The following is a 15,738-nucleotide window of genomic DNA, read 5'->3' as shown; positions in this document are numbered from 1 at the left end:
GCTTTATTAAGCCGCCCGAGTACCGGCGACATGGACCAGTTGCGGCAGTCGCTCCTCGACGCGCCGATCATCGAGAAAGGCGAGTACCAGTACTTCGTCCACCCGATCAGCGACGGCGTTCCCATGCTCAAACCGGAGCTCCTCCGGGAGATCGTCATCCGGATCATCCGGAAGGCCGAGCTGGAGAACGTCGACAAGATCGTCACCCCCGCGGCGATGGGGATCCACATCTCCACCGCGCTCTCGCTGATGACCGACATCCCGCTGGTCGTCATCCGCAAGCGTCAGTACGGCCTCGACGGCGAGGTCCCGCTGTTCCAGGAGACCGGCTACTCCGAGTCGGAGATGTACATCAACGACGTGGAGGAGGGCGACCGCGTGCTCGTGCTCGACGACGTGCTCTCGACGGGCGGCACGATGAAGGCGATCCTCGACGCGCTGACGAAGGAGGTCGGCGCGGACGTCGTCGACGTGGTCGCCGTGATCAAGAAGGCGGGCGAAAACGAGCTCGACCAGACCGACTACAACGTGAAGACCCTGATCAACGTCACCGTCGAGGACGGCGAGGTCGTCATCGTCGACGCGCAGGGCGACGACTGACCGGAGCTAACCCGGTCTCCCTTTCGATCCTTCGCTCTGTCCGTGGCGAGTACCTACTGATCGATAGCGGGAGCACGTGACTCATTGCGGTGAGTCGGTTGTTTATAAGTCGGATTGTGGTGATGCTGGCGGCTTTTATAAGTGATCGATGTGTCTGTGGTGGAGACCTCCAAAGCCTCAGGCGATCACTTATAAACGGTTAACTGGAGATCGACGGCGAGGACCTCCAAAGCCCCAGGCGTGAGGCGCCCAGACACTCGCTGCGCTCCTCGTCACTCGTTCCACTCGTTCCTGCGGTGCTTGCATCGTCTCTGGGCGCCTCACGCCTGTCCCTTTGAGCCCACCCTGCACAGCAACCGCAGCCTCACGCCTCCCCAGCCTCGTCGGCGGCTCCCGTTGGTCGCCGCCGACTCCCTCGTGCGGTCTCCTCGCGGACCTTCGGCCCGCTCGGAGGCGCACGCCACCGCGGCGTCCTTTATGAGCGATCGTCCCTGTCGCTCACGGCTGTTTAAATACTGTCTCGCCGCTATCGATCTGCAATACCCACTCTCACATTCAATCAGGGAGCAGTTTTCAGCGAGATTCGTTTCAGGAAGCGCTCAGAACGAGGGATGTTCAGTGGGGCCGTTACGTCGAATTCGACGGGGACGCGCTCCGCGGTCACGCGAAGCGGACCGTCTTCGCGGGAACCGGCCCGTTTATCCGCGATCCGCCCGTGGCGGCGCACGTATGAGTGGAACCTCGGCGACGGCAGAACGGGAGATCGACCGGAACCTCTTCGTCACCGTCTCGGGGCCGCCGGGCTGCGGCGCGACGACGCTGGTGGAGGGGATCGCGGCCGCGCTCGACTGCGGCTACGTCTCCGGCGGCGAGCTGTTCCGCGAGATCGCTGCCGAGCGCGACATGAGCCTCTCGCAGCTGATCGCGAAGGCCGGCGAGTCCGAGGAGATCGACCGCGCGCTCGACAAGCGGCTCCGCCGGATCGCCGAGAAGTGGGGGACCGCGAACAAGGCGTTCGTCCTCGAGTCGCGGCTCGCCGGCTGGATCGCCGGCAACCGGGCGGACATCCGGATCTGGCTCGACGCGCCCGACGAGGTGCGCGCCGACCGCACCCTCGACCGCGAGGAGATGACCTCGGAGATGCAGGTCCGCGAGGTGATCGAAGAGCAGCGCTACCAGTCGTACTACGGGATCGATCTCTCCGACCGCTCCATCTACGACCTCGCGATCAACACGGGGCGCTGGGACGCCGAGGCGACGCTCGATCTGGCGCTCACGGCGATCGAGGGATACGACGTGGAATCTGACGAGGGCGCGTTCGACACGCCCGATTTCGACATCTGAACGCCCCCGCTTCGACCTTCCGAACGCCCCCGTTTCGACATCTGAACGCCCCCGTTTCTGCCTTCCGAGCGCCTCGTTTCGGCCCCGCTTACAAGTCGGTCGGCCGCGGAGGGGACGCATGGCACGCGTCACGGTCTGGAACGAGTACCGTCACGAGCGGGAGAGCGACGCGGTCGCCGACGTGTACCCCGACGGGATCCACGCGGTCATCGCTGACGCCCTCCGCGAGGGCGGCCACGAGGTCCGCACCGCGACCCTCGACGAGGGGCCGGACCACGGGCTCACCGAGGCGGTGTTAGACGACACCGACGTGCTCGCGTGGTGGGGACACGCGGCGCACGACGAGGTGCGCGACGAGGTCGTCGAGCGCGTGCGCGGGCGCGTCCTCGACGGGATGGGCCTGTTGGTCCTCCACTCCGCGCACTACTCGAAGATCTTCAGGCGGCTGATGGGCACCAGCTGCTCGCTCAAGTGGCGGGAGGCCGCCGAGACGGAGCGGCTGTGGGTCGTCGAGCCGGGTCATCCGATCGCCGACGGGATCGGCGAGTACGTCGAGCTGGCGGAGGCGGAGATGTACGGCGAGCGGTTCGATGTTCCCGCGCCGGACACGCTCGTGTTCACCTCTTGGTTCGCCGGCGGCGAGGTGTTCCGCTCGGGGTGCTGTTACCGCCGCGGCAACGGGCGGGTGTTCTACTTCCGCCCCGGCCACGAGACGTACCCGATCTATTACGACGACGACGTGCGGCAGGTGCTCCGGAACGCGGTCGCGTGGGCGACGCCGGGCGACGGCCCGACGCCCGAGTTCGGGAACGCCGACCCGATCGAGGGGATCGACATCGACGACGACCGGACGGTTCACTGACCGAGACCGCCCGCGCCCGGGTCACCGGTCGGCAGTGTCGGCAGTGTCGGCGGCGTCGGCGGCGTCGACGAACTCGTCCGGCCGGACGGGGTCGAGTCCGCGCCGGTCCAGTTCGGCCTCGAGTTCGTCGAGCCGGGGCGCGATGACCCCCGGCTCGTGGCTGTCGGTGCCGACGCTGACCCGGAGCCCCGCGTCCGCGAGCCGGTCCAAGAAGGCGGGCGCCGGGTGGAACTCGCCGTAGTCGTCGAGCAGGCGTCCGGCGTTGATCTCCGGGACGGTCCGCGAGTCGCGGAACGCCTCGGCGACGGCGGCGTAGTGGTCCTCGGTCGCGAGCCCGCGGAGGTGCGGGTTGCGCTCGATCAGGTCCGGGTGCGCGGCGATCGCGAACAGCTCGGAATCGATCAGCGCGACCAGCTTCTCGAAGTAGCGGTCGACGAGTTCCCGTCGCTCCGCGGCCGGCTTGTCGGCAAAGTGCGAGCGCGTGTGGACGTTCGCGCCGTCGAGGCCGTGGACGCTTCCGATCGCGTAGTCGAACCCGGCCTCGTCGAGGAAGTCGCCGATCGCCGCCTCGTGGGCGGGGTCGTAGTCCATCTCCACGGCGTCGAACACGTCGACCGCGACGTCGGGGTCCGCCCGGACCGCCTCGATCGCCTCGCGCCGGCGCTCGTAGGTCAGGTCGAGGTTGAAGCCGAGGGCGCGCTTGAACCGCTCCGCGTTCGGGTCGGGCGAGACGTTGCAGTGGTCGGCGATCCCCACCCCGTCGACGCCCGCCTCGGCGGCGGCGTCCACCATCCGGCGGAGGAACGCGCCGTCAGAGTAGTTCGAGTGGACGTGGTAGTCGTGCACGGGCCGAGTTCGGTCCGGACCGACTCGTAGTTTCGGGTCGGGTGCGAACCGTTGGCACGCGGCCTCCCCCGGCTCCCCCCGGCTCCCCCCGGCTCCCCTCCCCCGTTCAGTACCCCGTCCCGAGCGCCCGGTTCGCGACGAGCACGGCGAACGTGACTCCGAACAACACCGCCAGGATCGCGAAGGAGACGCCCCAGCCGAACAGGTCGGCCGCGAGCCCGACGCCGACGGAACCCGCGGAGCCGATCACGGTGTACACCGTGCGGACGAGCCCGAATCCGGCGCCGCGCTCCGCGTCGCCGAGCGCGTCCATGAACCGCGGGTCGATCGCCGAGAAGAAGCTCGCGCCGGAGCCGGCCAGAAGCACCGCGACCGCGACGCCGGCGAGCCCGGGGCCCAGGACGAAGGCGGCGGTCCCGACCGCGCCCGCGAGCATCGCCGCGCCGATGGCGACGTCGCGGCCCGCGCTGTCCGACAGCCGACCGAGCCCGACCTGCGCGACCGCCCGGACGACGAAGAACGCCGAGAACACCCCGGCGGCGAGCGACGGCGAGTAGCCGCGGAATTCGACGAGGAAGGTCGGGAGAAACGACATCACGCCCTGGACCACGTACGTGCCGGTCATCGCGATGAACAGCGGGAGGAGGACGCTCGGCCGCGAGAGGAGCTCGACGAGGGGCGCGAGCGCGAACCGGTCCCGCATCGGCTGGTCGGGGCGCCGAGGCTCGGTCGGGCGGACCCGCCACGCGAACAGCAGGAACACCGGCGCGCCGACCAGCGCGGCCAGCGCGACCGCGGGGCGCCAGCCGTACCGGACTCCGACCCACGCGGCGGCGACCGGCGCCACGAGCCCCGCGAGCGGCCCGCCGACCGAGTGCAGCCCGATCGCGGTCCCGAGGTCGTCGAAGGTCCGCGAGAGCAGCGTCGTCGCCACCGCGTAGTGGAGCCCGGCGACGAGCCCCAGGAGGACCGCCGCGAGCACGAACGCGGGGAAGACGGGCGCCAGCCCGAGCACCACGCTCATCGCCGCGGTCCCGCCGACGGCGACGAGGATCACGCGCCGCTCGCCGAAGCGGTCCGCGAGCACGCCGCTGGGGAACTGCGCGGCGCCGTACGCCAGCCACATCCCGGAGAGCGCGACGCCGATGGCGGTGTTCGACACCGCGAAGTCGTCGACGATCAGCGGAACCACGGGGCTGATCGCCAGCCTGGCGAAGTAGGTCACCAGGAACGCGAGCATGCACAAAGACAGCACCGTGTGGCGGTACTGCCAGCTCATCCGGCCGTCACTGGCGACCAGTCGGGCCGGTTCCGGGTCAACGCTTTCGGTACCGGACAACGCCGCGAGGGGCGGTCGCGTCGACGGTCACTCTCCGTGCGAACCGGAGCGGCGGTCTCCGTCGGACGAGCGCTCCCGCAGCCGGTCGGCGATCGCGGCGCCCGCGCTCCGAGGGTCCGGCTCCGCGACGCTGACGGAATCGCCGACGGCGACGCGGCCGGGCTCGATCACGTCACAGCAGAGGCCGCCGCGCTCCGCGAGGGCCGCAGCCAGCCCGTCGGCCCCCGCCAGCTCCTCGACGTGCGCGCAGGGCGGTCGGCGGCGGGTGGGTCTGAGGAGCGCCCCGCCGACCGCGACGGTCGCGTCGAGCAGGTCGTCCATCCCGGCGCCGAACCCCTCGACGACGACGTTTCGTCGATGGCGGCCGTCGGCGAGGTCGATCCCGGTCTCCTCGCGGATCGCGTCGAGCGCCTCGGCGGCGACGAGCGTGACCGCGCAGCCGTCGAGCTGGAAGGTCCCCTCGCCGAGGCGGTACCGGTCCCCCTCGACCCCGTCGGGGCGGATCGCGACCGCGGTCCGCAGTTCGGGCGGGGCGCCGCTCTCGGCGGCGGTGACGAGCCCCCGGACGGAACCGGTCCGCGGCCCGTCGCGGTCGGCGGCGTCGCTGTCGTGGTCAGTCATCCCGCGCCTCCGAGCAGGGCCGGCCGGTCCGGTTTCAGCCACTCGCGGTGCGCGTAGTAGACGACCGCGACCGGCGGGGCGACCAGCGCGGCGACCGCGTAGAGCCACTTGAAAAGGCCGAGATCGGCGACCCCTCGCTCGGCGAGCGAGAGCGCGTCGAGGAGGACAGCCGCGGTCGCGAGCGGCGCGAGCAGGTAGCCGTGGGCGAACCCCGCGGCGGCGCCGGCCGGGGTGCCGGCCGAGAGCAGCGCCCAGTCGAGCGCGTACAGCAGGGTCCAGCCGCCGGCGGCGATCGCGAGGACGCGCAGCCACGGCCCGTCGAACCGTCGGTCGGTCGCGTCGGCGTCGCCGGCGGCTTCCGACGCGGAGCCGGCGCCGTCAGAGGCGGGTTCGGGCTGGGTGCTCACGACCGATCCCCGGCTCCGGACGGTACTCAACGTTCGGGTCCCGGCGGTCGGCCGCGTGCCCGCTCGGCCGCCCGGGGCGCTACCGACAGGACGTACAGCAGACCGTCTCGCCGTCGAGTCGGAGCGGGTTCGCGGCCGACAGGGTCGATCCGCAGCGCTCACACGCCAGGGGTTCGGTCACCCCGACGCCGGCCCCGTAGCCGACGCGGAGGGTCGTTCGGTCCGCGGCGTCCGCTATCGACACCTCCAGTTCGCCCTGGACGTACCGGAGCTCGGTCACGGTCAGCGGCTCGACCGCGACCTCGAGACCGTGCCTGTCACCCACCTCGCGGCGCTTTTCCGGAAATCCCGCCGCGCGGGCGTCCGTCAGCTCGGTCAGCTCGTCCCGCAGCTCGGCGCGTTTCGCCTTCAGCTCCTTCCGCTCCCGGAGCGTTTCCAGCCGTTCCGCCTGGCTGTCGACCGCCTCGGCGGCCGTGCTCAGCCGCTCTATCGCGTCGGAGACGCTCGATATCTCGGCTTCGAGCTCGTCGATGCGCTGGTCCTGCAGCTGTCGGTACTCGTCCAGCTCGGCGCCCGCGGCGCGCGTCGCGCCCTCTCGTATCTCCGCGATCGTCGGCCGAACCCGCTCGACGATGCGCTCGCCCAGGGCGTCGACCGCCTCTCGGACGGCGTCCTCGTCGAGGGTCGTCGCGGCGGCCTCGAGCGGTGCCGAGTCGGGCGTCGCCCGGGCGAGCAGTCGGTCGGCGAGCGCCGGCAGCTCGCGCAGCGAGTCCGCGTCGACGGCGCCGGCGCGGAGCACGTCGGTCTGGTACTCGCTGACGGTCTCGACCCCGATCCGGAACAGCCCGACGACCGCGGTCCGGTCGTAGTACGGCGAAAACTCCGTGTCGGTGACGGTCGCCTCGCTCTCGACGAGCCACCCGGGGAGTCGGACCTCGGCGTCCGCGGCCGCGAGCTCGACGCGGCCGATCGGCGCCCGGTCGGCCGCCTCGCGCAACAGCGACCGGAACGTCTCGCTTTCGGGGTGGAGCGCGAGGTCGGCCCCGATACGCTCGGGGTCGGCGGCGCACACGATCGTCGTCGTCCCCGCCTCGAACAGGTCCGTTCTCGCGGTCTCGGGAACGGTGACGACGAGCTCGTCGCCCCGCTCGCGCACGGAACAGCCGACCGCCTCGAGGTAGCGCTCGGCGAACCGCTCGACGCGGGCCTGCGTGACGGACAGCGACGCGTCACTCATCGTCGGCCCCCAGATCGAACCCCCGGAACACGCCGCTGTTGAACTCCTCGACCTTCCGGGCCAGATCGCGCTGTTCCCGCAGGTCGACGGCCATGGCGTCGAAGTCGTTCTCCAAGTCGACCTCCGAGCCGGCACTGACCAGGCGCTCGAAGATCTCGTCTTCGAAGCTCGTCCCGGAGTCCTCGAGCCGGGTGAGGATCGAGCTCAGCTCGCCGACCGACTGCTGGAAGAGGTCGATCTTGTGGTAGAGCCGATCGAGGACGTGCTCCTCGACGGTGTCTTCGAGCGCCATGTTGAAGACGTACACCGCGCGCTTCTGTCCGATCCGGTGGATGCGGCCGATCCGCTGTTCGACCTTCATGGGGTTCCACGGGAGGTCGTAGTTGACCATGATGTTACAGAACTGGAGGTTCCGCCCCTCGTTCATCGCGTCCGTCGAGACGAGCACCCCGCCGCGTTCCTCGAAGGCGGCGACGATCTCCTCTTTCTCGCGGCTGGAGTGGCCGCCGTGGAACGCGTGGGTCTCGTACCCCTCCCGGGCGAGCCGCTCGATGATCCGGTCCTGGGTGGCGCGGAACTGGGTGAACACGATGACGCGGCCCATCTCGACCCGCTCGCGGGCCTCCTCGACGATGTCCAGCAGTCGCTCCCGTTTCGTGACCGTCTCGATCGCGTCGATCGCCTCCAGGATCGACTCCAACTCGGCCTTGTGTGTGAGCTCTCCCTGCTCGTAGAGTCGTTTCTCGATCGTCTTCCGGAGGGCGGCCGGACTGGAGACCACCTCCTTCTGGAGGAGCATCAAGACGAGCTTCTGGCCCTGATCCCGACCGTAGGCGCCTTTGACGTACTCCGAGACCGCCTCGTACAGCTCCCGTTCCGCGCGGCTCGGCTCGAAGGTCCGAGTGTCGACGTGTCGCTCCGTGAAGTCGATGTCCGTCTCCTCGCGTCGGTTCCGGATCATCACCTGCTCGAGCCGCTCTTGCAGCTCGTTTCGGTTGACCAGCGTCTCCTGATCGCCGTCGATGAAATACCGATGGAACACCTCCCGAGAGCCGAACAGCCCCGGCCGGAGGAGCGTGACGATGTTGTACAGGTCCGTGAGATCGTTCTGGATCGGAGTGGCGGTGAGGAAGAAGGCGTAGTCGTACGAGATGCGTTCGATCAGCTCGTAGCGGTCGGTGTCCTCGTTTTTGACGTAGTGCGCCTCGTCGAGGACCAGCACGTCCCAGTCGCGGGCGAGGACGGTCGCCCGGTGGCGATCGCTTTTCGCCGTGTCGATGCTGGCGATGACGTGGTCGTGGGCGTCGAACCCCTCGAACTCGTCGTCGTAGTTGCAGACGAACTCCAGTCCGAACTTCTCTCCCATCTCGGCTTGCCACTGCTTGGCGAGCTGCGCGGGGGTCAAGACGAGCACCGAGTCGTCGGTGTCCCGGAAGTGCATCTCCTTCAGGATCATCCCGACCTCGATCGTCTTGCCGAGGCCCACCTCGTCCGCCAGGAGGGCCTTTCCGTTCATGTCGAACAGCGCCCGGTGGGCGGCGTCGACCTGGTGTTCCAGCAGTTTGACCTCCGCCTCGTCGACGGCGGCCAGCGAGCGGAGCTCCTTGGAGGCCTCGCCGTGTCGAAGCCGCGTCGCGGTCAGACCGGCCCAGTGGGCCGTCTCCGGTTCACCCTCGTCGAGCGCCTTGAGGAGATCGTCCGGCGGTTCGTGGGTGACCTCGACCGACACGAGGTCCTCGTCGTCCATACCCGTCGGAGGCGGGTGGCCGGCAAATACGTTACGCAGACGGAACGTCCGCGGGAGCGGCGGGTCGATCGCTTATAAATCGTCCCGTTGAAAATCGCGGAAAGCGATACGTCCGTTCCCGCTGCGATCAGTACGGACACAGCGGCGGTTGGAGAGTGGGTATTGCAGATCAGTAGCGGCGAGACAGTATTTAAACAGCCGTGAGCGACGGCGACGATCGCTTATAAACATCCGACAGCACCACCATCATCCGACTTATAAATGACCACTCCACTACCGTGCGAAACTCACTCCAGCCATCGATCAGGGGATTCGCACGCCCCGGCTATCTCACTCCTCCGCCCGTTCCACGCCCGTCACCTCGAACCGCGCGCCGCCGTCGCGGCCCTCGGCGACCCGGACCGACCAGCCGTGGGCCGTCGCCACCTGCTCGACGATCCGAAGGCCGAAACCGGTCCCCTCCTGTGAGGTGGAGTAGCCGGCGTCGAACACCTGATCGCGGTCCGCCGCGGGGATCCCCGGCCCGTCGTCCTCGACGAAGAAGCCGACCTCGTCGGCGGCTTCGCCACCCGCTCCGGCTTCCCCGTCCGTCTCCTCACCGCCGAGCGCGCCCACGGTGATCGACACGTCGTCGCCGCCGTGCTCGACCGCGTTCCGCACCAGGTTCTCGACGAGCTGTCTGAGCCGGCTCTCGTCGGCCCGGAGCCAGAGGTCCGACTCGACGGTCAGCGTCGCGTCGGCCGTCTCGACGGTCTGCCAGCAGGACTCGACGACGGCGGAGAGCCGGACCGGCCGCGTCTCGCTCACCCGTTCGCCTTCGCGAGCGAGCGTGAGCAGGTCGGCGATCAGCGTGTCCATCCGCTCGTGGGCCCCCGCGACGGCGTCGAGGTGCTCGCTGTCGCACTCGTCGCGGGCCAGCTCCACCCGCCCCTGCGCCACGTTCAGCGGGTTCCGGAGGTCGTGGGAGACGACGCTGGCGAACTCCGCCAGCCGGTCGTTCTGGCGCTCCAGCTCCGCGCTCCGCTCGTGGAGCCGGCTGGTCCGCGCCGCGGCGTTGAGCGCCGTCTCGGTCGCGGTCGCGAGGATCCGCGCGAGGTGCTCGTCGGTGCCGTCGAACACGTCCGGTTCCGTCTCGCCGATGGCGATGGTCCCGTGCTCGCCGACGGGGAGGACCATCAGGCTCCGGAGCCCCGTCCCGGCGTCGACCCCCTCGGACGCCTCGATGTCGTCGTACACGCGGGGCTCGCCCGCCTCGAACGCCTCCCAGTTGAGGCTCCCGCCGTCGGGAGTGAACACGGTCCGCTCGGGGAGCACCGCTTCGACCCCCGCCGAGACTCCGACGGGGACGAGCCCGCCGGCCTCCTCGTCGTACAGCCGGACGGTGACCACGGAGAAGCCGAGCACCTCCTCGGCCGCCTCGACGACGCGCTCGGCGATCCCCTCCGGGGAGTCGGCGCGTATCAGGCTCCGGGTCGCGTCGTGGAGCCGCTCCAAGCTGGTCTCGCGGGCGACCCGGTCCAACGCGGCCTCCAAGTGGTTCGCGAGGATCTCCGCGATGAGCACGTCGGTCTCGGTGAACGCGTGCGGCTCAGCCGAGGAGATGACGAACAGCCCGTGGTCGCCGATGGGGTGGAGGACGATGCTCTCCGCGGGGGTCTCCTCGTCGAGCGGTTCGTACGTCGACAGCTCGCCGATCGAGAGCGGCTCGTCGCCCCGGTACGCCTCCCACGCGAGGGCCGCGCGCGTTCCAGCGGGGGCGTCCCCGTCGTAGGACGGCTGCTCATCGAAGAACGCCGGCACCGACTCGGCGAGCGCGGCGGGTTCGAGCTCGTCGCCGGCCTCGTTCAGGAGGTGAATCCCGCTGAGCCCCGCGCCGACGATCTCGTCCGCCGCGTCGACCGCCAGCTGCGTCGTTTCCGCCACCGTTCGCGTGTAGTTGAGGTCCCGCGTCCACTCGCGGAGCCGCGACAGCTTCTCCTCGCGGCGCTTGCGGTCCGAGATGTCGCGGGTGTTGATCACGAACCCGCCGACGCCGTACTCGTCGAGCCGGTTGCTCCCGACCGACTCCACCCACAGGTACCCTCCGTCCGCGTCCGCCAGCCGGTATTCGACCGTCGGATTGGGCTCCTCGCCCGTGACCGACCGCGCGAACGTCTCGAGGACGCGCTCGCGGTCTTCCGGGTGGACGTACGAGAACGCGTACTCGCCCACCATCTCCGCCGGCTCGTGGCCGAGGATCCGCTCGACCGAGGGGCTCGCGTACTGGAACGTCCCGTCCGCGTCGAGCGCGGTGACGATGTCGCTGGACTGTTCCACGAACGCGCGGTGGCGCTCTCGCTCCGTCACGTCCCGGATGATCCCGACGAACCGGCGCTCGCCGTTCTCCTCGAACTCCCCGAAGGAGATCGACAGGGGGATCTCGTGGCCGTCGCGGTGGGTGCCCGGGAACTCGACGGCCGACCAGTCGATCGAGCGCTCTCCGGTCTCGCAGTACCGCTCGAGGGCCCCACGATGCGCCTCCCGCTTCCGTTCCGGCATCAGCGTCGTCAGCGGTTCGCCCTCCAGCTCCGCGGGCGGGTAGCCGAACAGCCGCTCGACCGCCGGGTTCGCGAACCGGATCCGGCTGTCGGCGTCGATGGTGACGATCGCGTCCATCGAGTGGTCGGTGATCGCCTGCAGGTGCGCCCGCGTGCGGTCGGCCTCCCGCTCGATCCGGCACTTCTCGACCGCGTCGACGACGCGGTTCGCGAGGATCTCGTACTGCTCCGTGCCGCCGCCCTTCTGGAGGTAGTCCGTCACGCCCGCGGAGATCGCCTCGCTGGCGACCGACTCCGACCCCTTCCCGGTGTAGAGGACGAAGGGGATCTCCGGGTCGCGCTCGCGGACCGCCTCCAGGAGTTCGATCCCGTTCCGGCCCGGCATGTCGTGGTCGGAGACGATACAGTCGATTTCGGCGTCGGGGTCGTCGAGTCGTTCGAGCCCCTCGGCGGCGTCCGAAGCGGTCTCGACCGCGATCCGCGGATCCTCCCGTTCGAGGAACGACGCGGTGATCTCCGCGAGGTCCGGGTCGTCCTCGACGTGGAGCACGCGGATGCGGTCGCTCATGGACTCGGGATACTCGTGACCCCGACATAACCGTTTGGACCGTCTCGGACGAGACGCCAGCGACGAGACGCGACTACTCCCCGCCGGCCGGCCGGAAGACGACGAGCGGCTCCCCGTCGGTGGCGCGCTCCTCGAGGCCGACCGCCACCCGGTCGCCGACCGCGACGGCGTCGGTCTCGGGGTCGACCCCGCGCAGGACGCCCGTGAGCCGGACCGGCCCGAAGTCGGCGATCGCGGTCGCGTACGGGGTGTCGTCGGCGAACCGGGGCCCGGCGACGTGGACGACGCTGTGCGTCTCGACCGTTCCGGTCTCGGCGAGCGGCTCCGCCGAGAGCGACGCGGATCCGCACTCGGGACACACCCGCCGCGGGGGGAGCGACCCGTGGCCGTCCGGACAGACGAGGGCGTACCCCTCGCCGTCCGCGAGCGCGTCGAGCCACTCGTCGTAGCCGCCGTTGCTCGCGGGCGCCGGGGCGTCGTCGCTCATTCCGCCACCTCCAGCACGTGGACGACCGCGCTGGCCACGGTCCCGCCGGCGTTGTGGGCGACCCCCACCTCGGCGTCGGCGACGTGCTCGCTGTTGGGGTGGTCGCCGCGCAACAGTCGGGTGAGCTCCGCGATCTGCGAGCCGCCGGTCGCGCCGACCGGATGCCCCTTCGCCTTCAGGCCGCCGGAGAGATTCACGGGGAGGTCGCCGTCGGCGGTCGTGACACCGTCTCGGGCGGCGGCGATCCCCTCGCCGGGCTCGAAGAAGCCGAGCGACTCCGTCGCGAGCACCTCCGCGACGGTGAAGCAGTCGTGGACCTCCGCCACGTCGACGTCGTCCGGGCCGACCCCGGCGTCGGCGTAGGCCGCGTCGGCCGCGTCGTCGGCCGCGGGCGTGCGCGCGAGATGCTCGCGGTCCGCGAGCGCCATCCGGTCGGTCCCCTGCCCGGTTCCCGTCACCGCGACCGGGGCGTCCACGTCGTGTTCGGCCGCGTACTCCTCGGAGACGATCACGAGCGCGCTGGCCCCGTCGGTGATCGGGCAGGCGTCGTAGAGGTGGAGCGGCTCGGCGACGGGCGGGGCGTCCAGCGCCTCCTCGACGGACACCTCCTTGCGGTACTGGGCGTACTCGTTGGGGACCGCGTTCGCGTGGTTCTTCGCGGCGACGTGCGCGAGGTCCTCGCGGCCCCCGCCGAACGCGTCGAAGTAGGCGTTGGCCATCAGCGCGTACGCGCCGGGGAACGTCACCCCGGCCCGCACCTCGAACAGGTCGTCGGCGGCGATGGCGAGCCCCTCGGTCACCTCGTCGGTCGGGAGGTTGGTCATGCGCTCCATCCCGCCGGCCAGCGCCACGTCGGCGTCGCCCGCGCGGACGGTCCGGACCGCCTCGCGGACCGCGACACCGGCCGAGGCGCACGCCTCCTCGTAGCGGGTCGACGGGCAGTTCACGCCGGCCGCCTCGGCCATGAGCGGGGCCTGGTGGCCCTGGTGCTCGGCGAGCGCACCCATGAAGTTGCCGTAGTTCAGCTCCTCGACGTCCTCGCGCGGGACGCCGGCGTCCTCGAACGCCCGCAGCGCGGCCGTCGCGAAGAGGTCGCGGCCGGTCCGGTCCGGGTGGCTCCCGAAGCGCGTGAGGCCGACCCCGGCGACGCGTACGTCGGTCATACACGAACGATAATCCGGGACCGGTTTATCCCTGCCGGAACCGGTGGAGGACTGCCAACACTGTGTACGTCGGAGTCAGCCGATGTACCGCAGGTCGTCGTCCGGCACCGCCGGCCCGTCCTGCATCTCCTGGATCTTGCCGACGACCTCCTCCATCTCCTCGGCGCGGTCCTCTAAGCTCTCGTAGTCGACGTCGAATTCGAGGCGGTCCGCGAGCACCTCCAGTACCGCCTGCGCGCTCTTCGGATCGACGAGGTAGCCGCTCGTCTCGCCCATCAGGCAGGCGGCGTCGAAGCCGCGGCGGCCGCCGAGCCCGAGCACGAGCCCGGAGACGCCGACGATGCCGCCTGCGGGCTCGTCGGGTCGGAACTCGACGCCGACCTCCTCCAGGTCGTCGATGAGGCCGTCGTCGGAGACCGCGCCGAGCACGGTGTACTCCTCGACGAGCTCGCCGGTCGGGACGCCACCGAGGGCGAACGCCCGACTCGCGCCGAACTCCTCGGCGATGTCGAGGAACGTCGTGGTGAGCGTGTAGTGGCCCTTGTTCGAGCCGGCCTGGTGGTCGCCGGTCAACACCAGCAGATCGGCGCCGTCGGTCTCGACCGCGTGGAACTCCGCGCAGGTCAGCTCCGCGACGCCGTCGCCGTCGACACTCACCTGCGGCGGGAACTCGGTGGTGTAGACGCGGCGGACTAACTCGCCGTCGAACTCCTCTAACAGGTGCTCCGCCGCCAGCTTCCCCACGTGGCCGACGCCCGGCAGCCCCTCGATGAGCACCGGGTCGTCGAGCTCCGGCGTCGCGACCTCGTCGATCTCGATGTCGTCCATACCGGGGTACTCCGGGCGGGGCTCACAAGAGGGTGGCTATTCCGGTGCTACGCGCGGCTCGGCGTCGAACGGGTCGCTCGGCGGGGACGGCGGCGACGCCGGGAACCGCGCTACTCCGACGCCCGCCGTCGCGCCCGGCGCCGGTACTCCCCGTAGGGGTCCTCGGGGCTGAACGGCGCCGGGGCGCTGTTCTCGGTCGGCCCGTCGCACTCCGGGCAGCGGTCGCCGAGCGCGTACACCGGGCGGTCGTGGGCGGTCTCCCAGTTCGCGCAGACGCGGATGTCGGATTTCACGGTTGGGGATGGAGGAGAGAGGGGGTCGGGGACGAACCGCTGGCGGCTACTCGTCCTCTTCGCGGCGCTCGCGGTGGAACTCGCCGGCGCCGCCGGCGGTCTCGATGGCCTCGCGGGCGCGGGCCGCGGCGGCCTCGAGCTGGTCCTCGGCCGTCTTGTAGTCGGGCGCGCGGACCTTGATCCGGTACTCGGGCGAGCCGACGTAGCCGACCTCGAGGTCGACGCCGTCCGGGACCTCGCCGTTGCCCTCGGCCGCTTCGAGCGCCTCCTTCACGTCGTCGACGCCGTCGGGGGCCGCGGACTCCAAGTCGACGTAGCCGGTCACGTCGACGTACGGGACCGAGACGTTGTCACGGGCGGCCTCGACGATCGCGTCGAGCGCGTCGTCGTCGATGTCGACGGCTTCGAGCGCCTCGTCGCCGCTGATCGCGGCCGCCTCGAAGGCGTCGTACAGGGAGTCGTACTCGACGAGGAGGGCGTTTGCGACCTCGGTGTAGCGGTCGTCGTCGACGTCCTCGCCGAGCGCGATCAGCATCCAGTTGTCGGCCTTCTGCGAGTTCTTCCAGGCCTGTATCTTGTCCTTGCGCTGGTGTTCGTTGACGTCTTTGATCGAGAGGTCGATCTGGTTCGACGACTCATCGACGTCGAGCACCTTCGCGACGACCGTCTGTCCCTCGCGGACGTGGTCGCGGACGTTCTTGATCCAGCCGGAGGCGACCTCGCTGATGTGACAGAGGCCGCGCTTGTCCTCGTACTCGTCGAGGTCGACGAACACGCCGAAGTCGGCGATCTCGTCGACGTCGCCGACCACCAGCTCGCCGGGTTCGGGCCAGCCGCTGTACTTCATACGGGGGTGGTG

At 70.2% G+C, this 15,738-nt stretch carries 15 protein-coding genes; 3 read left to right on the top strand and 12 right to left on the bottom strand.

The genetic code is table 11. The features are described from left to right. The first annotated feature begins 30 nt into the window (after positions 1-30). The 3 genes from hpt to CK500_RS07915 all read left to right on the top strand — a co-directional run bounded on the left by hpt (position 31) and on the right by CK500_RS07915 (position 2,806). Positions 31-600, top strand: coding sequence for a hypoxanthine/guanine phosphoribosyltransferase (gene hpt / locus CK500_RS07925; RefSeq protein ID WP_095636693.1), 570 nt, complete (start codon positions 31-33; stop codon positions 598-600). 729 nt (positions 601-1,329) lie between these two features. Next, entirely contained in the window at positions 1,330-1,944 is a 615-nt protein-coding gene (cmk, locus tag CK500_RS07920) for a (d)CMP kinase (protein WP_095636692.1), read from the top strand. Positions 1,945-2,062: 118 nt separating this feature from the next. Beyond that, positions 2,063-2,806: a ThuA domain-containing protein gene (locus CK500_RS07915; RefSeq protein ID WP_095636691.1), complete on the top strand. Its 744-nt coding sequence runs from the start codon at positions 2,063-2,065 to the stop codon at positions 2,804-2,806. Between the two features lie 21 nt (positions 2,807-2,827). On the opposite strand, the gene CK500_RS07910 is transcribed toward CK500_RS07915, so the two are convergent. From CK500_RS07910 to CK500_RS07855, 12 genes are all read right to left on the bottom strand, one after another. After that, complete coding sequence (locus CK500_RS07910) at positions 2,828-3,652, bottom strand: PHP domain-containing protein (RefSeq protein WP_095636690.1); 825 nt, start codon at positions 3,650-3,652, stop codon at positions 2,828-2,830. A 106-nt stretch (positions 3,653-3,758) separates the two neighbouring features. After that, on the bottom strand, positions 3,759-4,931 hold the full coding sequence (locus CK500_RS07905) for an MFS transporter (protein WP_095636689.1): 1,173 nt from the start codon (positions 4,929-4,931) through the stop codon (positions 3,759-3,761). 87 nt (positions 4,932-5,018) lie between these two features. Next, on the bottom strand, positions 5,019-5,612 hold the full coding sequence (locus CK500_RS07900; RefSeq protein ID WP_095636688.1) for an MOSC domain-containing protein: 594 nt from the start codon (positions 5,610-5,612) through the stop codon (positions 5,019-5,021). Continuing rightward, complete coding sequence (locus CK500_RS07895; protein WP_095636687.1) at positions 5,609-6,019, bottom strand: hypothetical protein; 411 nt, start codon at positions 6,017-6,019, stop codon at positions 5,609-5,611. The genes CK500_RS07900 and CK500_RS07895 overlap by 4 nt, the downstream gene beginning before the upstream one ends. 79 nt (positions 6,020-6,098) lie before the next feature. Continuing rightward, entirely contained in the window at positions 6,099-7,256 is a 1,158-nt protein-coding gene (locus CK500_RS07890) for a hypothetical protein (protein WP_095636686.1), read from the bottom strand. Further along, on the bottom strand, positions 7,249-9,003 hold the full coding sequence (locus CK500_RS07885) for a DEAD/DEAH box helicase (protein WP_095636685.1): 1,755 nt from the start codon (positions 9,001-9,003) through the stop codon (positions 7,249-7,251). Before CK500_RS07885 ends, CK500_RS07890 begins: the two co-directional genes overlap by 8 nt. Positions 9,004-9,333: 330 nt before the next feature. Next, a complete protein-coding gene (locus CK500_RS07880; RefSeq protein ID WP_095636684.1) occupies positions 9,334-12,108 on the bottom strand; it encodes a hybrid sensor histidine kinase/response regulator in 2,775 nt (924 codons plus the stop codon). A 73-nt stretch (positions 12,109-12,181) separates the two neighbouring features. Continuing rightward, a complete protein-coding gene (locus CK500_RS07875) occupies positions 12,182-12,595 on the bottom strand; it encodes a Zn-ribbon domain-containing OB-fold protein (protein WP_095636683.1) in 414 nt (137 codons plus the stop codon). After that, on the bottom strand, positions 12,592-13,758 hold the full coding sequence (locus tag CK500_RS07870; protein WP_095636682.1) for a thiolase domain-containing protein: 1,167 nt from the start codon (positions 13,756-13,758) through the stop codon (positions 12,592-12,594). Before CK500_RS07870 ends, CK500_RS07875 begins: the two co-directional genes overlap by 4 nt. 75 nt (positions 13,759-13,833) lie before the next feature. Next, positions 13,834-14,586 carry a proteasome assembly chaperone family protein gene (locus CK500_RS07865; RefSeq protein ID WP_095636681.1) on the bottom strand — a complete coding sequence of 251 codons (753 nt, stop codon included), beginning with the start codon at positions 14,584-14,586 and terminating at the stop codon, positions 13,834-13,836. A gap of 110 nt (positions 14,587-14,696) precedes the next feature. After that, the gene (locus CK500_RS07860; RefSeq protein ID WP_004050356.1) at positions 14,697-14,879 is read right to left on the bottom strand and encodes an RNA-protein complex protein Nop10; all 183 of its coding nucleotides are present in this window, start codon (positions 14,877-14,879) and stop codon (positions 14,697-14,699) included. A 46-nt stretch (positions 14,880-14,925) separates the two neighbouring features. Further along, the gene (locus CK500_RS07855; RefSeq protein WP_095636680.1) at positions 14,926-15,726 is read right to left on the bottom strand and encodes a translation initiation factor IF-2 subunit alpha; all 801 of its coding nucleotides are present in this window, start codon (positions 15,724-15,726) and stop codon (positions 14,926-14,928) included. Positions 15,727-15,738 lie beyond the last annotated feature (12 nt).

It is taken from the genome of Halorubrum salipaludis (assembly GCF_002286985.1).
In the GTDB taxonomy this organism is placed as follows: Archaea; Halobacteriota; Halobacteria; order Halobacteriales; family Haloferacaceae; genus Halorubrum; species Halorubrum salipaludis.
This window is presented reverse-complemented; position numbering and strand designations above follow the sequence as displayed.